The 20,497-nt window shown below is 67.6% G+C and carries 18 protein-coding genes; 7 read left to right on the top strand and 11 right to left on the bottom strand.

Annotation, left to right across the window (positions count from 1 at the left end):
- Positions 1–16: 16 nt before the first annotated feature.
- The 3 genes from KDK82_RS18345 to KDK82_RS18335 all read right to left on the bottom strand — a co-directional run bounded on the left by KDK82_RS18345 (position 17) and on the right by KDK82_RS18335 (position 2,201).
- Positions 17–901: an NAD(P)-dependent oxidoreductase gene (locus tag KDK82_RS18345; RefSeq protein WP_088165836.1), complete on the bottom strand. Its 885-nt coding sequence runs from the start codon at positions 899–901 to the stop codon at positions 17–19.
- Between the two features lie 136 nt (positions 902–1,037).
- Positions 1,038–1,628 (bottom strand): TetR/AcrR family transcriptional regulator, encoded by a 591-nt coding sequence (locus tag KDK82_RS18340; RefSeq protein WP_013804518.1) that lies wholly within the window; start codon positions 1,626–1,628, stop codon positions 1,038–1,040.
- 81 nt (positions 1,629–1,709) lie between these two features.
- Complete coding sequence (locus tag KDK82_RS18335) at positions 1,710–2,201, bottom strand: Lrp/AsnC family transcriptional regulator (RefSeq protein WP_016449824.1); 492 nt, start codon at positions 2,199–2,201, stop codon at positions 1,710–1,712.
- Positions 2,202–2,344: 143 nt separating this feature from the next.
- Here KDK82_RS18335 and KDK82_RS18330 point away from each other — a divergent pair, with 143 nt between their 5' ends.
- Both KDK82_RS18330 and KDK82_RS18325 read left to right on the top strand, forming a co-directional pair.
- Positions 2,345–3,790 carry an L-lactate permease gene (locus KDK82_RS18330; RefSeq protein WP_088165835.1) on the top strand — a complete coding sequence of 482 codons (1,446 nt, stop codon included), beginning with the start codon at positions 2,345–2,347 and terminating at the stop codon, positions 3,788–3,790.
- A 202-nt stretch (positions 3,791–3,992) separates the two neighbouring features.
- Positions 3,993–5,477, top strand: a complete 1,485-nt coding sequence (locus tag KDK82_RS18325; protein ID WP_088165834.1) for a Fic family protein — start codon at positions 3,993–3,995, stop codon at positions 5,475–5,477.
- Between the two features lie 60 nt (positions 5,478–5,537).
- Here KDK82_RS18325 and KDK82_RS18320 read toward each other — a convergent pair whose 3' ends face one another.
- Positions 5,538–7,217 carry a long-chain-fatty-acid--CoA ligase gene (locus KDK82_RS18320; protein WP_088165833.1) on the bottom strand — a complete coding sequence of 560 codons (1,680 nt, stop codon included), beginning with the start codon at positions 7,215–7,217 and terminating at the stop codon, positions 5,538–5,540.
- A gap of 157 nt (positions 7,218–7,374) precedes the next feature.
- The gene (dkgB, locus tag KDK82_RS18315; protein WP_088165832.1) at positions 7,375–8,196 is read right to left on the bottom strand and encodes a 2,5-didehydrogluconate reductase DkgB; all 822 of its coding nucleotides are present in this window, start codon (positions 8,194–8,196) and stop codon (positions 7,375–7,377) included.
- Between the two features lie 141 nt (positions 8,197–8,337).
- On the opposite strand from dkgB, the gene KDK82_RS18310 reads away from it, so the two are divergent.
- The 3 genes from KDK82_RS18310 (at position 8,338) to KDK82_RS18300 (ending at position 11,604) form a co-directional block, all read left to right on the top strand.
- Positions 8,338–9,231, top strand: a complete 894-nt coding sequence (locus KDK82_RS18310) for a LysR family transcriptional regulator (RefSeq protein WP_088165831.1) — start codon at positions 8,338–8,340, stop codon at positions 9,229–9,231.
- Positions 9,232–9,436: 205 nt separating this feature from the next.
- Positions 9,437–10,633, top strand: a complete 1,197-nt coding sequence (locus tag KDK82_RS18305) for a M20 aminoacylase family protein (RefSeq protein ID WP_088166330.1) — start codon at positions 9,437–9,439, stop codon at positions 10,631–10,633.
- Positions 10,630–11,604 carry a tripartite tricarboxylate transporter substrate binding protein gene (locus KDK82_RS18300; RefSeq protein WP_088165830.1) on the top strand — a complete coding sequence of 325 codons (975 nt, stop codon included), beginning with the start codon at positions 10,630–10,632 and terminating at the stop codon, positions 11,602–11,604. Before KDK82_RS18305 ends, KDK82_RS18300 begins: the two co-directional genes overlap by 4 nt.
- 28 nt (positions 11,605–11,632) lie before the next feature.
- Here KDK82_RS18300 and KDK82_RS18295 read toward each other — a convergent pair whose 3' ends face one another.
- The 3 genes from KDK82_RS18295 to tkt all read right to left on the bottom strand — a co-directional run bounded on the left by KDK82_RS18295 (position 11,633) and on the right by tkt (position 15,299).
- Complete coding sequence (locus KDK82_RS18295; protein ID WP_088165829.1) at positions 11,633–11,992, bottom strand: tRNA-binding protein; 360 nt, start codon at positions 11,990–11,992, stop codon at positions 11,633–11,635.
- Between the two features lie 150 nt (positions 11,993–12,142).
- Positions 12,143–13,144 carry a type I glyceraldehyde-3-phosphate dehydrogenase gene (gap, locus tag KDK82_RS18290; protein WP_012202871.1) on the bottom strand — a complete coding sequence of 334 codons (1,002 nt, stop codon included), beginning with the start codon at positions 13,142–13,144 and terminating at the stop codon, positions 12,143–12,145.
- Between the two features lie 109 nt (positions 13,145–13,253).
- Positions 13,254–15,299, bottom strand: a complete 2,046-nt coding sequence (gene tkt / locus KDK82_RS18285; RefSeq protein WP_012202870.1) for a transketolase — start codon at positions 15,297–15,299, stop codon at positions 13,254–13,256.
- 117 nt (positions 15,300–15,416) lie between these two features.
- Between tkt and KDK82_RS18280 the strand changes: the two genes are divergently transcribed.
- Together KDK82_RS18280 and KDK82_RS18275 are read left to right on the top strand one after the other, a co-directional pair.
- On the top strand, positions 15,417–16,202 hold the full coding sequence (locus tag KDK82_RS18280; protein ID WP_088165828.1) for a nucleotidyltransferase family protein: 786 nt from the start codon (positions 15,417–15,419) through the stop codon (positions 16,200–16,202).
- Positions 16,203–16,334: 132 nt separating this feature from the next.
- The gene (locus tag KDK82_RS18275) at positions 16,335–17,171 is read left to right on the top strand and encodes a sulfite exporter TauE/SafE family protein (RefSeq protein WP_034389859.1); all 837 of its coding nucleotides are present in this window, start codon (positions 16,335–16,337) and stop codon (positions 17,169–17,171) included.
- 57 nt (positions 17,172–17,228) lie between these two features.
- Here KDK82_RS18275 and fba read toward each other — a convergent pair whose 3' ends face one another.
- The 3 genes from fba to KDK82_RS18260 all read right to left on the bottom strand — a co-directional run bounded on the left by fba (position 17,229) and on the right by KDK82_RS18260 (position 20,488).
- Positions 17,229–18,293: a class II fructose-bisphosphate aldolase gene (fba, locus tag KDK82_RS18270; RefSeq protein WP_034389857.1), complete on the bottom strand. Its 1,065-nt coding sequence runs from the start codon at positions 18,291–18,293 to the stop codon at positions 17,229–17,231.
- 129 nt (positions 18,294–18,422) lie between these two features.
- Entirely contained in the window at positions 18,423–19,793 is a 1,371-nt protein-coding gene (locus KDK82_RS18265; protein ID WP_088165827.1) for a sensor histidine kinase, read from the bottom strand.
- The gene (locus tag KDK82_RS18260) at positions 19,790–20,488 is read right to left on the bottom strand and encodes a response regulator transcription factor (protein WP_013804530.1); all 699 of its coding nucleotides are present in this window, start codon (positions 20,486–20,488) and stop codon (positions 19,790–19,792) included. The genes KDK82_RS18265 and KDK82_RS18260 overlap by 4 nt, the downstream gene beginning before the upstream one ends.
- Between the last annotated feature and the right edge of the window lie 9 nt (positions 20,489–20,497).

Below are 20,497 nucleotides of genomic sequence, written 5' to 3'. Positions count from 1 at the left end.
TTCCTCGCTGCGCATCTCAGGCATGGGAGGCTGGATGGGATGCCAGGTGGGATGCCGCCATGTCCTTGTCGCCATGCCCGGCGGCCAGCGCGCGCTCGAAGCGGCGCAGCCCGGCCTGGGCGCCATCCAGCAGCAGGCCTGCGCCGGCGGCGGCATCGGCCACCAGTTGCGCGTCCTTGACGGCATTGGCCACGGTGAAGCTGGCTTCGTAGCGGCCTGACAGCATGGCAGCGGCCTTGGCCTGGAAGAAGCCGCTGTCCATGGGCCCGCCCGTGACGGCATCGACCACCAGGGCCGGTTCTATGTCCAGCCCCTTGGCCAGCGCCAGGCTTTCGGCCAGGCCATGCGTGAGTGCGAAGGCCCAGTGGTTGAGCGCCAGCTTGAGCCGGCTGGCGGCGCCTGCCTGCTGCGCAATCCACAGGCTGCGTTTGCCAATGGCATCGAACACCGGCTGCACCTGGCCGCGCTGCGCCAGCGGGCCTGCGGCCAGGATGACCAGCTGGCCCTGCTCGGCCGGCTGGCGCGTGCCCTGCACGGGGCAGTCGTAGAACACCAGGCCATGCCGATCGGCGAACTGCGCCAGCGGCGCGATGGCGTCCACACCCACCGTGCTCAGTTGCAGCCACAGTGTGCCCGGCTGCAATGCGGGCGCTGCAGCCTGCATGGCCTGCAGCACGGCCGGCCCGTCCTTGAGCACAGTGACGACGATGCGGGCGCCACGCACGGCGTCGGCCGCATCGCCACAGGCCTGAACGCCGTCGGCCGCAAGGGCCTGGGCCTTGGCGGCCGTCCGGTTCCAGGCGCGGACGGTGAAGCCCTTGCGTTGCAGGTTGCGCGCGACGGGCGCACCGATCAGGCCCGTGCCGAGCACGGCAATGGTGGTTTGAAGGTTTGAATGCATGGGAACTCCAGGGTGATGAGAGAGTGGGACAGACACGGAAAACTGAAATCCGAATTACTGGAACGATCATTCCAATTCAAGGGAAATAAAAACCCGCAACGGCACGACATGCGCGCGGCGGGTGGCGGGTGGCCGGCTATTGCGCCTGCAGCGCCATGTCGACCACGTCGACCACATCCATCAGGCACTGGCGGCGCTGCGGCGCGCTGCTGCCCTTGCCCAGCACGCGCAGTCCCTGCACGGTGTTCAGGACGAAGCGCGCCAGGGCGCGCGGCTTTTTGCTGTCGGTGATATCGCCTTCCTGCTGGCCGCGCAGGATGAGCTTTTCCAGCGCCTTTTGCAGGCGCTGGAAGTTGCCGGCCACCCTCTCGGCCACGGCCTCGTCATGGCCGGCCAGCTCCAGCGCGGCATTGGCGACCAGGCAGCCACGGCGCCCGGCATCGCTCAATTCGTCCTGCACGATGCGCAGCAGCAGCTGCCGTACCAAGTCCCGGGCGCGTCCCGGGCCGGACAGCAGTTCCACGTTGGAGGTGGTCACGGCCTCATAGCGGCGCAGCGCATGCTGGAACAGCCCCTGCTTGTTCTCGAAGGTGCCGTACAGGCTGCTGCGCGACAGGCCCGTGCCGTCCACCAGGTCCTGCACCGAGGTGGCCGCGTAGCCGCGCTGCCAGAACACCTGCATGGCGGCGTCTGCAATGTCATCGGGGTCGAAGTCCTTGGTGCGCATGGTGGCTCATTGAATTGGAACGATCATTCCATTCAATGTAGGCGGCCGTTTCGCGGCTGTCAAGATTGCGCCAAAGGGCCTTCACTCGCAGGGAATTTCCAGCCCGACCTTCACGCGGTCCAGCGCCACGATGGTCTTGAACCATTTGACGTTGGGGTTCTCGGCAAACAGGCGCCGCGCCAGGGCCTCGTACTCCTGCATGGTGGCCACGGTGAGCACGAGCACGAAGTCCACCTCGCCCGTGACGTAGTAGCACTGCTGGACCTCGGGCACGGCGAAGTGCGACTTCATGGCGTTGAGCGCGTCGATGCTGGTGCGCTCGGTCATGACCTCCACGATGATGGTGATGGGCCGGCCCACGCGCGTGGGGTCCACGGTGGCGGCCTGGCCGGTGATCACGCCTTCGGCCTGCATGCGCTTGAGGCGGCGCTGCACGGCGGCCGTGGACAGGTTGACCTGCTCGGCCAGCAGGCGCAGCGGCACAGTGCTGTCGCGCTGGACGATGGCCAGGATGGCGCGGTCGAAGCCGTCCAGGTCGGCCAGGTGAGCAGGGTGGGCGGTGTGCTTGGTCATGGGAAGCGAGGACTTTTGGAGGGTGAGAAATTTTCTCGCAAACACCCCCAATTCAGAGACCAAAAAACAGGTGCCGCGAAATAGTATTTCGTCGTTTTCCGCATCCAACGCATGCGGACCTGCCTGCCGAGAAAGCCCATCCCATGGCCACCCTGCTCCACCTGTCTCCCGTGTTTCTTGTGATGTCCATGCTCATGGTTTTGCGCCGCCCGCCTGTGCAGGCGGCCATGGCCGGGGCGGCGCTGGTAGCCCTGCTGTGGCTGGTCGATGCCTGGATGGCGACGGGCACCGCCGCTTCCGGCGCCGCCCTGGCCGCAGCGCGCGACACGGGCGTGCTGTTCCTGAGCACGGCCTTCGTGATCGTGCCGGGCCTGGGCTTTGTGATCCTCATCGAACGCATGGGCGTAAACCAGGCGCTGAGCCAGTGGGTGCGCTCGCTGGGCCTGGGGCCGGCCGATCAGGTGGTGTTCATCGTGCTGGGCCTGGCGCCGCTGCTGGAGGCGATGACGGGCTTTGGCGTGTCGCTGATCGCCACCGTGCCGCTGCTGCTGAGCCTGTTCGAGCGGCGCGCCGCGCTGCGCATGGCGCTGGCGGGCATGGCCATCATGCCCTGGGGCACGCTGGGCCTGGCCACGGTGATCGGTGCCTCGCTGGCCCATGTGGACGCGGTCGCGCTGGCCGCTGTGTCCTCGCTGACCAGCGCGCCGGTGTTCCTGGTGCTGGGCGCTCTGTCCCTGCATCTGGCCGGCGAGCGCGGTGCGCGGGCCTGGCTGCTGCTGGGCGGCTTTGGCCTGCTGTTCGTGGGGGTGCTGCATGGCATCAGCCGCTGGCTGGGCCCCGAGGTGGCGGGCGTGGGCGCGGGCTTTGCCGTGGCGCTGGGCATGCTGGTGCGCGCGCTGCTGCTGCGCGGCACGGCCCAGGCGGCACCCGGCTGGCCGCGACAGGCCTGGCCGTATCTGGCGCTCGCCCTTGCCATCGTGCTGCTCAAGCTGCTGGCCCTGGCCACGCAGTGGGACCAGCGCTGGATCGTGCAGGGCGCCCAGGTGGCCTGGAAGCCGCTGGCCTCCCCGGGCGTGGCGCTGACCCTGGTGCTGGCCCTGCTGCTGGCGCGCGGGGCCGGCCGTGGCGTTGCCCTGGCTGGTGCTCTGGCCGCCCGCGCCAAGCGCCCGCTGCTGACCATCTTCTTCTTTCTGGCCATGTCCCAGATGATGGTCAAGGCTGGTTTCCTGTCCGGCCTGGTGCAGCTGCTGGCCGAGCTGGCGCCCGCTGCCCTGGCGCCCATCGTGGCGGCCTTCGGCGCGCTGGCCGGCTACATGACGGGCTCCAACGTGGGCGGCAACGCGATCTTCATGCCCGCCATCGCCCTGCTGCCCGAATCCTCGCGCCTGCTGCTGGCCGCCGTGCACAACAGCGCCGCCGGTCATGCGGCCCTGGGCTCCCTGTCCATCGTGATGCTGGTGCTGGGCCTGGCACGGACCACCGCGCAGGAAGAAGGCGAGCTGGTGCGCTTCGGCTTTGCGCTGGCGTGTGCCAATGCGGCTTTGGTGGCGTTGGCGGCCTTGGTTGTGGGTGGGGTGGGGGTGGTTTGATACTCGTTAAACAGTATTTTTCCGTCAATAAATTCAATAATTTTGAGAATTTGCGTCAATTCTGTCTGTTCATTTGCACAAGCTTCCAGTTTTCCGACAAGCCTTGTGCCTCGCCAATGCATGGATTATTGAAGTTTTGCGACATTTATTTAAGTAAATGCAATAATTTCCGTCAATCATCCAACCGCTGGTCCACCAAACCATGAAGAAAACGTCAATCCTCGATGACACGCTTTTGCTCAACGCGGAGCTCACGGCTGCGCAGCAGCGAACGGTGCAGCGCCGGGTGGCAAACGGCGAGCTATTCCGGATTCGCGCGGGCGTGGCCACCTCCATCGGCAAAGAGTCGGAGTGGCCTGCGCTGCTGGGCCGCAACCTCACGCGGATCGTGGCGGCATTTGCACCTCAAAGCGTGCTCAGCTTCAACACTTGGTTCACTGGCGGCCGCACGGTCCGTGGGGAAGTCCACCTGGTGGGAGAAGCGCGCAAGACGGTGAGGCTGCCCGGCCTGACCCTTCAGGTCTGGCAAGGGGCGCCTTGCCAACCCGGCGATGTGCCCATGAGCGGCCGCCCTGTCTACTTCGCTTCGCAAGAACGAGGGCTGCTGGAGAACCTGTGGCGCAATGTGGGTTCCAGAGCTGCGGGCAAGGCCGGAGTGGAAGAGAAGCTTCTGGAAATCTGCGATGCGCGGGGCGAGAAAGCGCTGAACCAGCTGCGAGACCAAGCTCGCGCGATTGCGCCTGCGCTGGGTCGCCAGGCAGAGATGGCAACGCTGGAGAACCTCATCGGAGCGATTTTGAGCACACGGTCACCCGCCCATCTTCTGACGGACAAGGCCAAGGCGCGCCGGGCAGTCCCGCCTTACGACAGCGACCGCATGGGCCTGTTCGAGACTCTGGCTGCGCATCTGCGCAGCACGGAATTTCCCCGCATCCCTTCGGTCGCACGCAGCGATGCCGCAAAACGCCATTTCGCCTTCCTGGAAAGCTACTTCTCCAACTTCATCGAAGGCACCGAGTTCGAAGTCTCTGAAGCACGCGGCTTCGTGCTGCAGGGCGCGCCCATTGAACACCGGCCCAAAGACTCTCACGACATCATCGGGGTCTACGAGCAATGCCTGAGCCCCAGCTGGTCGACCCTGACCTTGCCGGCCGGTGAGCCCGTGCTACAGCAATTGCAGGATCGCCATGCCTTGCAGATGAAGTACCGCCCCGAGGTCGCCCCAGGCGCTTTCAAGCTCAAGGCAAACCAGGCTGGCAACTCTGCCTTTGTGCTGCCCGGGCTCGTGCGCGGGACCCTGATCGAGGGCAGCAAGCTGCTTGCCAGCATTCCGGAAGGCTTGGCGCGTGCGCTGTTTTCCATGTTCCTGGTGGCCGAGGTCCACCCCTTCGACGACGGCAATGGCCGGCTGGCGCGTCTGGTCATGAACGCTGCGCTGACCCTGGTCGATGAATGCCGGATCATCATCCCGACGCTGTACCGGGAAACCTATCTGGACTGCCTGCGCCGCCTGACCAGAGAGGCCGACCCTGTGCCGTTCGTGAAGGCCATGACGCACATCCAAAGCTGGACCAGCAGCTTCGACTATGAAGACATGGACCAGGTCATCGCGGCGATGCAGTCGTGCAACGCCTTCGAGCGTTCGCTGACGCAATACAAGCTCAACATGCCTGCGTCACGCGAGTAAGAACTCCCAATGAAAAGAGGCGCCGCAGCGCCTCTTTGCAAACACGGCAAGCCGCCTGCGTTACTTGCTGTCGCGCAGCTCCCGGCGCAGGATCTTGCCGACCGGGGTCTTGGGCAGTTCGGTGCGGAACTCGATCACGCGCGGCCGCTTGTAGCCCGTGAGGTTGTCGTGGCAGAAGTCGCGCACGGCCTGTTCAGTGAGGCTGTCGTCCTTGCGCACGATGACCAGCTTGACGGCTTCGCCGGTCTTCTCGTCGGGCACGCCGACCACGGCGCATTCGAGCACGCCGGGGCAGTTGGAGACCACGTCCTCCACTTCGTTGGGATAGACGTTGAAGCCGCTGACCAGGACCATGTCCTTCTTGCGGTCCACGATCTTGAAGTAGCCGCGCTCGTCCATGGTGCCAATGTCGCCGGTGCGAAAGTAGCCGTCGGCAGTGAAGACCTTGGCGGTTTCGTCGGGGCGCTGCCAGTAGGCGGCCATGACCTGCGGGCCCTTGATGGCGACCTCGCCGCGCTCGCCGATGGTGGTCACGTCGTTTCCTTCGTCATCGACGAGCTTCATCCAGGTGCTGGGCAGGGGCACGCCGATGGTGCCCGAGAACTCGGTGGAGTTGACGGGGTTGCAGCTGACCGAGGGACTGGTCTCCGACAGGCCATAGCCCTCGCAGATGGGGCAGCCGGTCTTTTGCAGCCACAGCTGGGCCACGGCGCTTTGCACGGCCATGCCGCCGCCGACCGATACCTTCAGGTGCGACCAGTCCACGGTGTTGAAGTCCGGGTGGTTGGCCAGGCCGTTGAACAGCGTGCTCACGGCCGGGAAGCTGTGAAAGCGCTGCGTGGACAGTTCCTTGAGCGTGGCCTTGAGGTCGCGCGGATTGGGAATCAGGATGGTTTTGCCGCCCGTGCGCATGGACAGCATCATGTTCACCGTGAAGGCGAAGATGTGGTACAGCGGCAGCGCGCAGATGCTGGTGGGCTGCTCGCCGGCCGGCACCTTGCCCATGGCGGGCTGGTTCCAGGCCTCGGACTGCAGCACGTTGGCGATGATGTTGCTGTGCAGCAGGACCGCGCCCTTGCTCACGCCCGTGGTGCCGCCCGTGTACTGCAGCAGGGCCATGTCGGAGGCCTGCAGCTGCGGCGCCTGGAAGGGCGAGCGCATGCCCTTGGACAGCGCGTCGTTGAAGCGCACGGCCCCCGGCAGCGAGAACGGCGGCACCAGCTTCTTGACCTTGCGCACCACGTAGTTGACGATGGCGCCCTTGAGCATGCCCAGCTGGTCGCCCATGGTGCACAGCACCATGTGCTGCACGGGCGTGGCAGCCTTGCAGGCCTGCAGCGTATGGGCGAAGTTCTCGATGATGACGATGGCCTTGGCGCCCGAGTCCTTGAGCTGGTGCTCCAGCTCGCGCGCCGTGTACAGCGGGTTGACGTTGACCACCACGAAACCGGCGCGCAGCACGGCGGCCACGGCCACGGGGTACTGGGGCACGTTGGGCATCATCAGCGCCACGCGGTCGCCGCGCGCCAGGCCCAGGCTTTGCAGATAGGCAGCGAAGGCGCGGCTTTGCGCATCGACCTGGGAGTAGGTCAGCTCCTTGCCCATGAAGGAATAGGCCACACGGTCCGCGTAGCGGCTGAAGGCCTCCTCCATCAGGGCCACCAGCGAGGGGTATTGGGAGGGATCGATGTCGGCGGGCACACCTGCCGGATAGGCACCCAGCCATGGGCGGTCACTCATGCTGCTTGTCTCCTGGTTGTCTCGACTAATCGTGCATTCTCATAAAAAGCACGGTCGTTCGATACTGTGATAACCCTAGTATTACCCCTAGGGTCACCATTGCGTTGCTCCAGGTCAAAGCCCGCCGGGCCGCGCAGGCCCCCGATCCCAGCCCCGCTCAATCCCAGGCGGGAGCCAGGCCGTCAGGGCTGACCTGGCGGTCGCCGCGTTCCAGCGCGGCGATGCGCTGCATGTCTTCGGCGCCCAGCACCAGCTGGCAGCTGTCCAGGTTGGCCTGCAGGTGGGCGCGCTGGGTGGACGAGGGAATGACGGCATAGCCCATGGCCATGGCCCAGGCCAGCGCCACCTGGGCGGGCGTGGCGCCGTGGGCGGCGGCGATGTCGGCCAGCACGGGATCGGCCAGCAGCTTGCCGTAGCCCAGCGTCATGTACGAGGTGGTGTGAATGCCCTGCTGGCGTGCGAAGTCGGTGACGGTACGGTTTTGCAGATAGGGGCTCAGTTCGATCTGGTTGGTGGCGATGTTCGCGGCGCCCACGGCGACGATGGATTGCTGCAGCAGCGCGATGTTGAAGTTGGACACGCCGATGTGGCGCGTCAGCCCCTGCTCCCTGGCGCGCATGAGCGCGCCCAGGCTGTCCTCCAGCGGCACGCTGCGCGAGGGCCAGTGGATCAGCGTCAGCTCCACATGGTCGGTGCGCAGGGCTTCAAGGCTGCGCTCCAGGCTGGGGATCAGCGCGTCGGCGGACAGGTTCTCGGTCCAGATCTTGGTGGTGAGGAACAACTGATCGCGCAGCACGGCGCTGGCGGCGATGGCGGCACCCACATCGGCCTCGTTGCCGTAGATCTGGGCGGTGTCGATGGCGCGGTAGCCCACCTCCAGGGCCTGGTCCACGGAGTGGCGCACCACCTCATCCTTGAGGCGGAAGGTGCCCAGGCCGAACGCGGGCACCACGGAAGCGAGAGAGGCAGTCGATGTCATGCAGGTCTTTCAAAAAAGCAAACAAGGCGCGGAACCACGCCCCGAAGACTGCAGTCTGGCGGGTTAACGCTTGCAGATAAAGCCTGGTATCAGCAGAAAATATTTGACGCTGCAGCAACAATTGCGCCAAGCTGGCGCCCCATGAAAACCACCCTGGACGAGTTGCTGGCCTTTCGCGCCGTGATCGACTGCGGCAGCATCACGGCGGCGGCCGAGCAGTTGGGACAGACCACCTCGGGCATCAGCCGCAGCCTGTCGCGCCTGGAGAAAAAGCTGGCCACCACCCTGGTGCGGCGCACCACGCGCAGCCTGGAACTGACCGAGGAAGGCGAGCGCTTCCTGGCCCGCGCGCGCGAAGTGCTGCAGGCCCTGGACGCGGCCGAGGAGGAGCTGGCCGCGCGGCGCCAGGCGCCGGCCGGGCTGCTGCGCGTCAACGCGGCCTCGCCCTTCATGCTGCATGCCATCGTGCCCCTGGTCGGCGAGTTCCGCGCGCTCTATCCGCTGATCACGCTGGAGCTGAACACCGATGACCTGCACATCGACCTGCTGGCCCAGCGCACCGACATCGCCATCCGCATCGGCGAGCTGCGCGACTCCACGCTGCATGCGCGGCTGCTGTGCCACAGCGTGCTGCGCGTGCTGGCCAGCCCCGCCTACCTGCAGGCCCATGGCCCCGTGGCGAGCGTGGCCGCGCTGGCGCGCCACCAGCGCATTGGCAACAGCCAGGTGCCCGGCCTGAACCACTGGCCGCTGCGCACGCCCGAGGGCGGCGACCGCTGGGATGCCGCGCCCCAGCTCACGGCCTCCAGCGGCGAGACCATGCGCCAGCTGGCCCTGGCAGGCCAGGGCGTGGTCTGCCTGGCCGACTTCATGACCGTGCGCGATCGCGCCCAGGGCGAGCTGGTGCAGGTGCTGGCGCGCGAGACCGTGCAGCAGCGCCAGCCCATCCACGCCGTCTACTACCGCAACACGGCGCTGGCCGCGCGCATCACGGCCTTCCTGGACTTTCTCGCGCAGCGCATGGCGGCGGGCTGACACCGCGCGCGGGCAGGCGCTACCGCGCTACAGGGCTAGCACGTGCGCTTGCGCATCCGTGGCGCATGCTTATGCGCTTTGCTTCGTTGCCGCAAAGCAGGCCGCTGCCCAGAATGGCCGGCTCATCCCCGAAGCCGGACACACACGCCGCCGGCCGGGGACGGAGAAGACCGTCTTGCCCCACCTGATCGAAAGCTTTGCCGACATGGCGCACTTCGTGGCCCTGCGGCGCGACCTGCATGCCCACCCCGAGCTGGGCTTTGAGGAACACCGCACCTCGGCCATCGTGGCCGAACGCCTGGCCGCCTGGGGCGTGGAGGTGCACACCGGCCTGGCCGGCACGGGCGTGGTGGGCGTGTTGCACGGCAGGCATACGGACGCACGCCACGGCACGCGCACCATCGGCCTGCGCGCCGACCTGGATGCGCTGCCGCTGCAGGAAGAGAACCGGTTCGCCCACCGCTCGCAGCACGCAGGCCGCATGCATGCCTGCGGCCATGACGGCCACACCACCATGCTGCTGGCCGCGGCCTGGCATCTGGCGCGCACGCGCGACTTCGCGGGCACGGTGCACCTGATCTTTCAGCCGGCCGAAGAGATGGGCAAGGCCGGGGCACGCAGGATGATCGACGAAGGCCTGTTCGAGCGCTTCCCGTGCGATGCGGTCTTCGCCCTGCACAACTTCGCGCTGGACCGCGTGGGCAGCTTCGCGCTCAACCCGGGCGCGCTCATGGCCTCCAGCAACACCTTCCGCATCGTGCTGCTTGGGCAGGGCACGCATGCCTCGCTGCCGCACACGGGCATCGACCCGGTGGCCGCCACCATTGACCTGGCCCAGCAGCTGCAGACCCTGGTCGCGCGCCATGTGGATTCGCGCGAACGCGCGCTGCTGGCGGTCACGCAGATCCAGGGCTCGGACGCGCCCAACGTGATTCCCGACAGCGCCTGGGTGGGCGGCACGGTGCGCACCTTCTCCGTGGCGGCGCTGGACATCCTCGAAGCCGCCCTGCGCCGCCAGGCCGAGCACACGGCCCTGGCCCACGGCTGCAGGGCCGAGATCCATTTCCGGCGCGCCTCGCCGCCCCTGGTCAACCACGCGGCCGAGGCCGCCTTCGCCGCCGCCGTGATGCGCGAGATCGCGGGCGACGACGCCGTGGACACGCAGTTCCCCGGCGTGCTGGCGGCCGAGGACTTCGCCCACATGCTGCAGGCGCGGCCCGGCTGCTACGCCTTCATCGGCAACGGCCAGGGCGATCACCGACTGCCCGGCCATGGCGACGGCCCCTGCCTGATCCACAACCGCTCCTACGACTTCAACGACGACATCCTTGCCATCGGCGCCAGCTACTTCGTGCGGCTGGTGGAGCGGTGGCTTGCCGTCACCCAGGACACTTCCCCATGAAAACCTCTCATCCTTCTCCTGTCACCCGCCGCGTTCTGCTGGCAGCAGCCCTGGCCTTGGGACTGGCACCGGCCGTGCATGCCGAACGCGTGATCCGCATCGTCGTGCCCTTCGGCGCAGGCGCCACGCAGGACACGGTGGCACGCACCTTCAGCAATGAACTGGGCCAGGCCCTGGGCGCCACCGTGGTGGTGGAAAACCGGGCGGGCGCGGGTGGCAGCGTGGGCACGGCCCAGGTGGCCAAGTCCGCGCCGGACGGCAACACCCTGGTGCTGGCTGCGGCCAGCCACAACCTGGCCGGCCATCTGTACGCGAAGCTGCCCTATGACCCGCTCAAGGACTTCGTGGGCGTGTCCTTCCTGGGCCGCACGGGCTATGTGGTGGGCGTGCCTGCCGCCTCGGGCGTGCAGACCCTGGGCGAGCTGCTGCAGCGCGCCAGGGCCCAGCCCGGCCAGCTCAACTATGCGTCGGCCGGCAATGGCAGCGCCTCGCACCTGGCCTCGGCCTCGCTGGCCGCGCAGGCGGGCATCAAGCTGCAGCACATTCCCATGAAATCCACGGGCGATGCCACGACCGAGCTGCTGGCCGGCCGCGTGCAGCTGGTCACGGGCGCCACCATCGGCATGCTGGCCTTCCAGAAGGACACGCGCGTCAAACTGCTGGCCTACTCGGGCCAGCAACGGTCGCGCTTCCTGCCCGATCTGCCCACGGTGGCCGAGTCCGGCGTGCCCGGCTATGCCTTCGACTCCTGGCTGGGCCTGCTGGCACCGGCCGGCACGCCACCCGCCGAAGTGGAGCGCATCAACACCGCCGTGCGCAAGGTGCTGGCCGAGCCCGCGGTGCAGGAGCGCCTGGCCCGCGTGGGCGTGGAAGCCGCCACCCTGCCGGCCGCCGAATTCCAGCGCCTGCTCAAGGACGACTGGGAAGCGTCCGGGCGCATCGTCAAGGCGGCCGACGTGCGCATCGAATAGTCACCCAGGCCAATAGTCACCCAGGCCGTCACAGCAGCTTGGTGCCCAGCGGCACCTCGCGGTCGGGCACGCACAGCGCGACCTCGCCGTTCTCGTTGTGGAATCCCGTGACCAGGCATTCCGAGCGCATGGGACCGATCTGCTTGCTGGGAAAGTTCAGCACGGCCACCACCTGGCGGCCTATCAGTTGCTCGGGCTGGTACAGCGCCGTGATCTGGGCGCTGGACTTGCGCAGGCCCAGTTCGGGGCCGAAATCGACCTGCAGCACATAGGCGGGGCGGCGCGCCTCCTTGAACACCTGGGCGTCCACGATGCGGCCCACGCGCAACTCCACCTTGAGAAAGTCGTCAAAGCCAATGGTCTCGTGCAATGCGGATGAAGTAGTCATGCGGCCATGATGCCGCGCCGCCGGTGCCCGCTTTGTCGAGCAACGCTTGCAGTGCCAGGGCACACTGTCCGCATGAAAAAGGCCGGCATCGCGTCCGATGCCGGCCTGGTGCGGGGCCCTCGACAGGCCCCGCAGCGGTTCGCGCCAGGATTACTTGGCGGCGACCACGCGCACCATTTCCAGGCACTTGTTCGAGTAGCCCCACTCGTTGTCGTACCAGGACACGACCTTCACGAAGGTCTTGTCCAGGGCGATGCCGGCTTCGGCATCGAACACCGAGGTGCAGGACTCGCCGCGGAAGTCCGTGGCCACGACCTTGTCTTCGGTGTAGCCCAGCACGCCCTTGAGCGCGCCTTGCGACTGGGCCTTCATTTCGGCGCAGATCTCTTCGTAGCTGGCTTCGCTGTTCAGCTCCACCGTCAGGTCCACCACCGACACGTCGGAGGTGGGCACGCGGAAGGACATGCCGGTCAACTTCTTGTTGAGCTCGGGAATCACCACGCCCACGGCCTTGGCTGCGCCCGTGCTGGAGGGAATGATGTTTTCCAGGATGCCGCGGCCGCCGCGCCAGTCCTTGTTGCTGGGGCCGTCCACGGTCTTTTGCGTGGCGGTGGCAGCGTGCACGGTGGTCATCAGGCCGCGCTTGATGCCCCACTTGTCGTTGAGCACCTTGGCCACGGGAGCCAGGCAGTTGGTGGTGCAGGAGGCGTTGGAGATCACGTCCTGGCCGGCGTAGGTCTTGCAGTTCACGCCGAAGACGAACATCGGGGTGCTGTCCTTGGAAGGCGCGGACATGATGACCTTCTTGGCGCCGGCAGCCAGGTGCTTGCGTGCGGTCTCGTCGGTCAGGAACAGGCCGGTGGCCTCGATCACGATGTCGGCGCCGACTTCGTTCCACTTCAGGTTGGCGGGGTCGCGCTCCTGCGTCAGGCGGATGGTCTTGCCGTTGACGATCAGGTTGGAGCCCTCCACCGAGACCTCGCCCTTGAAACGGCCGTGCACGCTGTCGTACTTGAGCATGTAGGCCAGGTAGTCGGGCTCGAGCAGGTCGTTGATGCCCACGACTTCGATGTCGCTGAAGTTCTGCACGGCAGCGCGGAACACCATGCGGCCGATGCGGCCGAAGCCGTTGATACCGATCTTGATCGTCATATTTGCCTCTTGGATTGACGGATTGCGAAAAACGGAAAAACTGAAACGGTGAGGGCCAGGCCGGGCCTGGCGGGCGGCAAAAAGGGGCCACAGGCCCCTTCTCGCAGCTTTACTTGCCGGCGCGCTGCAGCGCAGCCTGCACGGTGTCGGCCACGTTCTCGGCCGTGAAGCCGAAATGCTTGAACAGCACGGGCGCGGGGGCCGATTCGCCGTAGGTGTCGATGCCGACGACGGCGGCGCAGCCGTACTTCCACCAGAAGTCGGTCACGCCCATTTCCACGGCGATGCGCGGCAGGTTGGCCGGCAGCACCTGGCTCTTGTACTTGGCGTCCTGCTTGTCGAAGGTGGTGGTGCTGGGCATGGAGACCACGCGCACGGCGACCTTGCGCTCGGCCAGCAGCTTCTGGGCTGCCAGGGCCAGCTGCACTTCGGAGCCGGTGGCGATGATGACGGCCTGGGCCTTCTTGTTCAGGCCGACGGCCTTGGGCTCGGACAGCACGTAGGCGCCGCAGGCGATGTCGTCCAGCGCGTCTTCGGTCTTGGCTGCGTAGGCCAGGTTCTGGCGCGACAGCAGCAGGGCCGTGGGCTTGTTCTTCTGGCTCAGGGCCACGGTCCAGGCGACGGCGGTTTCCGTGGTGTCGGCAGGGCGCCAGACATCCAGGCCCGGGATCAGGCGCAGCGAGGCGGCGTGCTCGATGGACTGGTGGGTGGGGCCGTCTTCGCCCAGGCCGATGGAGTCGTGCGTGAAGACGTGGACCACGCGCTGCTTCATCAGAGCGGCCATGCGGATGGCGTTGCGGCTGTAGTCGCTGAAGGTCAGGAAGGTGCCTGCGTAGGGGATGTAGCCGCCATGCAGGGCGATGCCGTTCATGATGGCGGCCATGCCGAACTCGCGCACACCGTAGTTGATGTGGCGGCCGATCTTGCCGTCTTCGGTCAGGACCACGGCACCCTTGTCGTCCACGCGCAGCGAAGGCGTGCTCTTGGTGTTGGTCAGGTTGGAGCCGGTCAGGTCGGCCGAGCCGCCCAGCAGTTCGGGCAGGGCTGCGGTCAGGCCTTCCAGGGCCAGCTGGCTGGCCTTGCGGCTGGCCACGGTGGCGCCTGCGTCATGCGCGTCGGAGGCGATCTGCGCGGCGATCTCGCCGAAGTTGGCAGGCAGGTCGCCGGCCATGCGGCGCGTGAAGTCGGCAGCCAGTTCGGGGAAGGCCTTGGCGTAGGCGGCGAACTTCTTGTTCCAGGCCGCTTCGGCCTTGGCGCCGGCGGCCTTGGCATCCCAGTCGCCGTAGACGCTGGCGGGGATGTCGAAGGGGCCGTGCTCCCAGCCCAGTGCCGCGCGGGTCAGCGCGATTTCCTCGGCGCCCAGGGGCTCGCCGTGGGCCTTGGCCGTGTCCTGGCGGTTGGGCGAGCCCTTGCCGATGCTGGTCTTGCAGCAGATCAGCGTGGGCTTGGAGCTGTTCTTCTTGGCAGCGGCGATGGCGGCATCGAGGGCCTGGACGTTGTGGCCGTCCACGTCGCGGATCACGTTCCAGCCATAGGCTTCGAAGCGGGCGGGCGTGTTGTCGATGAACCAGGGAGCGACCTTGCCGTCGATGGAGATGCCGTTGTCGTCGTACAGCGCCACCAGCTTGCCCAGCTTCCAGGCGCCGGCCAGGGCCGCGGCCTCGTGGCTAATGCCTTCCATCAGGCAGCCGTCACCCAGGAACACGTAGGTGTGGTGGTCGACGATGGCGTGGCCGGGACGGTTGAATTCGGCAGCCAGCAGCTTTTCGGCCAGCGCGAAGCCCACGGCATTGGTGATGCCCTGGCCCAGCGGGCCGGTGGTGGTTTCCACGCCGGGGGTGATGCCCACTTCGGGGTGGCCTGCCGTCTTGCTGTGCAGCTGGCGGAAGTTCTTGAGCTCGTCGATCGGCAGCGCGTAGCCCGTGAGGTGCAGCAGCGCGTAGATCAGCATGGAGCCGTGGCCGTTGGACAGGATGAAGCGGTCACGGTCAGCCCATTGCGGGTTGACGGGGTTGTGCTTGAGGTGACGGCTCCACAGTGCCACGGCCATGTCGGCCATGCCCATGGGGGCGCCGGGGTGGCCGGAGTTGGCTTGTTGAACGGCATCCATTGCGAGTGCGCGGATCGCATTCGCCATTTGTTGAGTGTTGGCCATCAGGGCGCTCCGTGAAGGAGGGGGTAATCAGAATAAGCCGGCCATTTTAAAGGACTGGGGTTTTCGGCTCCCGCGCGCGGGGCAATGGCCGCTGGCAATGGTCTACAGTTGCCCTCCATGACCGCCCAGCCCATCCCGCCGTTCCCCGCCGCCAAGGCGCTTTCCCTCACCGAACAGCCGCCTGCCATGCTGCTGGCCGCAGGCCGTGGCGAGCGCATGCGGCCGCTGACCGACACCTGCCCCAAGCCGCTGCTGCAGGTGCAGGGCCGGCCGCTGCTGCAGCACCACCTGCAGGCCCTTGCGCAGGCCGGCGTGCGCCGCGCCGTGGTCAACACGGGCTGGCTGGGCGCGCAGATTCCGGCGCGATTCGGCCCCCAATTCGTGCCTGACAACGGGGGCGAGCCGCTGCAACTGGCCTATTCCCCCGAGCCCGAGCAGGCGCTGGAGACCGCCGGCGGCATTGCGCGCGCGCTGCCGCTGCTGGGCGAGGTGTTCTGGCTGGCGGCCGGCGATGTCTACGCGCCCGACTTCGATTTTCCGTTCGAGGCCGCCCGGGAATTCGCGGCCAGCGGCCGCCTGGCCCATCTGTGGCTGGTGCCCAACCCCGAGCACCATCGGCGTGGCGACTTCGGCGTGGACGAACTGGGCCTGGCCTGCGACTGGCCCGAGGGCGACGCCCGCCCGCGCCAGACCTACGGCACCATTGCGCTGCTGCGCGCCGAGCTGTTTGCCGCGCCCTGGTGCGACATCCCGCCCGGCAACCCCGAGGGATGGCGCGTGCCGCTGGTATTGCTGCTGCGCCGCGCCATGGCGGCCGGCCAGGTGGGGGCCAGCCTGTACACGGGCCGCTGGACCGACGTGGGCACGCCCGAGCGGCTGGAACGCCTCAACGCGCCGGGCTGATACACCGCGCGTCGGTGAGTGCGGCCTGGCGATCGGCGGCTTGGCGCCCTGCCCCCTGCACCTGCAGGCAGCGGCGCGCGCTTCGTGATAGCGTCGCCGGTTCGGCGCAGCGGCGCGCCAGAAAGCCTTTCGATGAGCGTGATCCAGTATGTGATGTTCCTGGCCCTGGTGGGCCTGGCGACGTTTTGCCAGAACCTGACGGGCTTTGCCTTCGGGCTGATCTTCGTGGGCGTGGCCGGTGCCACGCACCTGATGGGCATTGGCGATGCGGCCAATGTGGCCTGCCTGCTGTCCGTGGTCAACGGCGTGGCCTACCTGCGCGCCCACCGCCAGGTGCCGCAGTGGTCCCTGCTCAAGCCCATGCTGATCAGCAGCGTCATCGGCGTGATCGGCGGCGTGCTGCTGCTGCAGTGGCTCAGCGGCAATGCGCTGAGCGGGCTGCGCATGCTGCTGGGCCTGGCCATCGTGGCCTGCGCGCTGTTGCTGTTGCTGCAAAAGCAGGTCAACGCGCAGGTGTCGGGGCCGGTGTCGCTGTGGGTGGCCGGTGTGGCATCGGGGGTGCTGGGCGGTCTGTTTGCCACGCCGGGCCCGCCCATGGTCTACCACCTGTACCGCCAGCCGCTGGACCGCCTGGTGGTGCGCCAGTGCCTGTTTGCCATGTTCCTTACCTGCGCGCTGCTGCGCCTGGTGATGGTGGCCTGGGAGGGCGAGATCACCGCCAGCGTGCTGCTGGCGGCGGCCCTGGCCTTTCCCGTGGTGACGGTGGTGACCTGGCTGCACATGCGCCATCCGCCCGCCCTGCCCAAGCGGCTGGTCGAATGGATGGTCTGCCTGCTGCTGGTGCTGTCGGGCACCAGCCTGCTGGTGTCGGGCTGGAACGCCAGCCACCCCCAGCCCGTGGTGCCCGATGACGAGATGGCCATGGCCGTACCCCAGCGGTCCCAGGCTGCGGCCCCCGCGCCGCGCTGACAACAAAAAAGCCCGCCGGGCGGACCGGCGGGCTTTTTTTGAAGGGGAAGGAACCGATCAGTTCACGACCTGCTGCAGCGAACCGGCAGCGTACTTGGCGGCCATCTGCTCCAGCGTGTAGCCCTTGATCTTGGCGCCCTGGCCTTCGCAGCCGAACTCGATGTAGCGGGCCTTGCAGATCTGCTTGGCGGCTTCGCGGGCAGGCTTGAGCCATTCGCGGGCGTCGAACTTCTCGGGGTTCTCGGCCAGGAACTTGCGAACGGCGCCGGTCATCGCCAGGCGGATGTCGGTGTCGATGTTGATCTTGCGCACGCCGTGCTTGATGGCTTCCTGGATTTCCTCGACGGGCACGCCGTAGGTTTCCTTCATGGCGCCGCCGTACTGGCGGATGATTTCCAGCAGTTCCTGGGGCACGGAGGAGGAGCCGTGCATGACCAGGTGGGTGTTGGGCAGGCGGGCGTGGATTTCCTTGACACGCTGGATGGACAGGATGTCGCCCGTGGGCTTGCGTGTGAACTTGTAGGCGCCGTGGCTGGTGCCGATGGCAATGGCCAGCGCGTCCAGCTGCGTGGCCTTGACGAACTGGGCCGCTTCCTCGGGGTCGGTCAGCAGGGCCGAGTGGTCGAGCACGCCTTCGGCGCCCACGCCGTCTTCCTCGCCGGCCATGCCGGTTTCCAGCGAGCCCAGGCAGCCGAGCTCACCTTCGACGGTGGCGCCCAGCCTGTGGGCCATTTCCACGACCTTGCGGGTCACGTCCACGTTGTATTCGAAGGAGGAAGGCGTCTTGCCGTCTTCCATCAGCGAGCCGTCCATCATCACCGAGCCGAAGCCCAGGTTCAGCGCGCCCTGGCAGATGGCGGGCGAGGTGCCGTGGTCCTGGTGCATGACCAGGGGGATGTGGGGATACTGCTCGGCGGCGGCCTGGATCAGGTGCTTGATGAAGGGCTCGCCGGCGTACTTGCGGGCGCCTGCGCTGGCCTGCAGGATGACGGGCGCGCCCACTTCGTCAGCGGCCGACATCACGGCTTGCACCTGCTCCAGGTTGTTGACGTTGAAGGCGGGAAGACCGTAGCCGTTTTCGGCAGCGTGGTCCAGCAGTTCGCGCATCGAAACGAGAGGCATGTGTAGGGTCCGTATCAAGTTGTTGAGAGGGGGATGCCCCTGCCGCATGGCAGCCGCCGCTGCGTCATGGGTGCGCTGCGGGGCCACGGCCGGGGGATCGCGGCAGTAACCGCTTGGTAACTGGCGATTTTAACCAGCTGCCGCCAACCCTGTCCCGGGCATTCCCATGCGGTAGCAGGTCGTGAAGCCTTCGGGCGGCGCGGCCTCGCCAAAGCTTCCCTGGTGGGCGCGCAGCACGCGCGCCACGATCTCGTGGCCCAGGTGCAGGCTGTCCACGGGCGCTGCCGCGCGCTCTGCGCCATCGCGGCGGCCGTCGTCGCAGACCTGCAGCCAGACCTCGCCATCCGGCCCCTGCCCGGCCTGGACTTCGATCTGCGTGCCGTGCGGCGTGTGCTTGAGGGCGTTTTCCACCAGGTTGCGCAGCGCCAGCTCCAGCAGCACGGCATTGCCCATCACGCCCAGTGCCTCAGGCGCCTGTACGGACAGGCTGCAGTCGCGCTGCCAGGCCGCCTGCGCATGGGCGGCCCCCACCTGCCGGGCCAGCGCGGCCAGGTCCACGGGCACGGGCGGCTCGGCCAGCATGGCGCGGCCTGCGCGCGCCAGTGCCAGCAGCTGGCTGAGCACATGGCCGGCATGCAGCGCGTCCTGGCCTATCTGCGCCAGCGCCTGGCGCTGGGCCGGTGCGTCCATGGCACCGGCCGGCGCATCGCCCAGGGCCCGCGCCTGCAAGGCGATGGAGGCCAGCGGAGTGCGCAGTTCATGGGCCACTTCGTTGGCCAGGCTGCGCTCGCGCTCCAGCGCCTCCTGCTGGCGGTCCAGCAAGGTGTTGATGGAGTTCACCACAGGCATGAATTCCCGCAGCGCGTGGCGGTGCGAGACGCGCTCGGCCTGGGCCAGGTCCAGGCGCTCCACCTCGCGCGAGAGTTCGTTGAGCGGCCGCATGCCCCGGCGAATCGCCAGCCCCAGCGCCAGCGCCACCACGGGCAGCAGCCACAGGCCGGGCTCGACCATCTGGCCCGCAATGTCGTCGGCCAGTTCGTCGCGCTCCTGCAGCTCGATCATCACGCTGACCTTGCGTGCGTGGTCGCGGCTCCATTGGGTGAAGCTGCGCCAGGCCCGATGCTCGGGACCCAGGCGCAGGGTGGCAAAGCCCTGCTCGGTGTCGAAGGCGGGTTCGGGGGCATCGCCCGTGCGCGAGATGAGCCGGCCCGAGCCATCCCACAGGGCCACGCTCAGCGACTGCTGGTAGTCGTGGGCCATGAGGCCGGGGGGCTCATGCACGGGCGTGGCTGCTCCCTGGCCTACGGCGCCTGCGACTTCCAGGTTGAGCACCAGCGCAGCCACGCCGGCCAGGTGGCCGTCGGTGAGCTCGTCGGCCTCGTGCACGCCGGTCTGGTAGCCCAGCGCCACGAAGCTGGCCCAGACCACGACCAGCGCGCCCAGCATCCAGGCCATCAGATGCCAGATCAGCGAGGGGCGGCGGTCCGGCGCGGTGCTCATGTGTTCTCCACGGGCAGGAAGTAGCCCACGCCACGCATGGTGACGATGCTGGCATTGCCCAGCTTCTTGCGCAGGTGGTGGATGTGGACTTCGACGGCATTGCTTTCCACGGCCGTGCCCCAGCTGTAGAGGTGCTCTTCGATCTGCTGGCGCGAGAGCACGCGCCCGCGCGCCTGCAGCAGCACCCAGAGCACGGAGAACTCGCGCGGCGACATCTCCACCAGCTTTCCGTCGCGGCGCACGGTGCGCGCGGCCGGGTCGACCTCCAGCTCGCCATGACGGATCACGGGTGCCGCCTGGCCTCCTGCGCGGCGCAGCATGGCGCGCAGCCGCGCCTCCAGCTCGTCGATGTCGAAGGGCTTGACCAGGTAGTCATCGGCACCCAGGTCCAGCCCGGCGATGCGCTCGCGCACCTGGTCGCGCGCGGTCAGGATGAGCACGGGCGTGTTGGGGTCCGGCAGGGCCTGGCTGTCGCCACCCGGGCGGCGCGGGCCCCGCAGGCGGCGCAGGATTTCGCTGCCGTCGCCATCGGGCAGGCCCAGGTCCAGCAGCACGGCGTCGAAGCGCTCCATCTCCAGCGCATGCCAGGCCTCGGCCACGGTGGTGCAGACATCGACCGCATAGCGGCGCTGTTGCAGATTGGCCTGCAGGCCTGCGGCAATGCCCGCGTTGTCTTCGACGACCAGTATTCGCATGCGCGCATT

It is taken from the genome of Delftia sp. K82, from assembly GCF_002193035.1.
GTDB lineage: Bacteria > Pseudomonadota > Gammaproteobacteria > Burkholderiales > Burkholderiaceae_C > Comamonas > Comamonas acidovorans.
This window is presented reverse-complemented; position numbering and strand designations above follow the sequence as displayed.

Coding starts and splice junctions, on each gene's coding strand:
- KDK82_RS18345 (WP_088165836.1), bottom strand. CDS start 901: ATGCATTCAAACCTTCAAACCACCATTGCCGTGCTCGGCACGGGCCTG.
- KDK82_RS18340 (WP_013804518.1), bottom strand. CDS start 1,628: ATGCGCACCAAGGACTTCGACCCCGATGACATTGCAGACGCCGCCATG.
- KDK82_RS18335 (WP_016449824.1), bottom strand. CDS start 2,201: ATGACCAAGCACACCGCCCACCCTGCTCACCTGGCCGACCTGGACGGC.
- KDK82_RS18330 (WP_088165835.1), top strand. CDS start 2,345: ATGGCCACCCTGCTCCACCTGTCTCCCGTGTTTCTTGTGATGTCCATG.
- KDK82_RS18325 (WP_088165834.1), top strand. CDS start 3,993: ATGAAGAAAACGTCAATCCTCGATGACACGCTTTTGCTCAACGCGGAG.
- KDK82_RS18320 (WP_088165833.1), bottom strand. CDS start 7,217: ATGAGTGACCGCCCATGGCTGGGTGCCTATCCGGCAGGTGTGCCCGCC.
- dkgB (WP_088165832.1), bottom strand. CDS start 8,196: ATGACATCGACTGCCTCTCTCGCTTCCGTGGTGCCCGCGTTCGGCCTG.
- KDK82_RS18310 (WP_088165831.1), top strand. CDS start 8,338: ATGAAAACCACCCTGGACGAGTTGCTGGCCTTTCGCGCCGTGATCGAC.
- KDK82_RS18305 (WP_088166330.1), top strand. CDS start 9,437: ATGGCGCACTTCGTGGCCCTGCGGCGCGACCTGCATGCCCACCCCGAG.
- KDK82_RS18300 (WP_088165830.1), top strand. CDS start 10,630: ATGAAAACCTCTCATCCTTCTCCTGTCACCCGCCGCGTTCTGCTGGCA.
- KDK82_RS18295 (WP_088165829.1), bottom strand. CDS start 11,992: ATGACTACTTCATCCGCATTGCACGAGACCATTGGCTTTGACGACTTT.
- gap (WP_012202871.1), bottom strand. CDS start 13,144: ATGACGATCAAGATCGGTATCAACGGCTTCGGCCGCATCGGCCGCATG.
- tkt (WP_012202870.1), bottom strand. CDS start 15,299: ATGGCCAACACTCAACAAATGGCGAATGCGATCCGCGCACTCGCAATG.
- KDK82_RS18280 (WP_088165828.1), top strand. CDS start 15,417: ATGACCGCCCAGCCCATCCCGCCGTTCCCCGCCGCCAAGGCGCTTTCC.
- KDK82_RS18275 (WP_034389859.1), top strand. CDS start 16,335: ATGAGCGTGATCCAGTATGTGATGTTCCTGGCCCTGGTGGGCCTGGCG.
- fba (WP_034389857.1), bottom strand. CDS start 18,293: ATGCCTCTCGTTTCGATGCGCGAACTGCTGGACCACGCTGCCGAAAAC.
- KDK82_RS18265 (WP_088165827.1), bottom strand. CDS start 19,793: ATGAGCACCGCGCCGGACCGCCGCCCCTCGCTGATCTGGCATCTGATG.
- KDK82_RS18260 (WP_013804530.1), bottom strand. CDS start 20,488: ATGCGAATACTGGTCGTCGAAGACAACGCGGGCATTGCCGCAGGCCTG.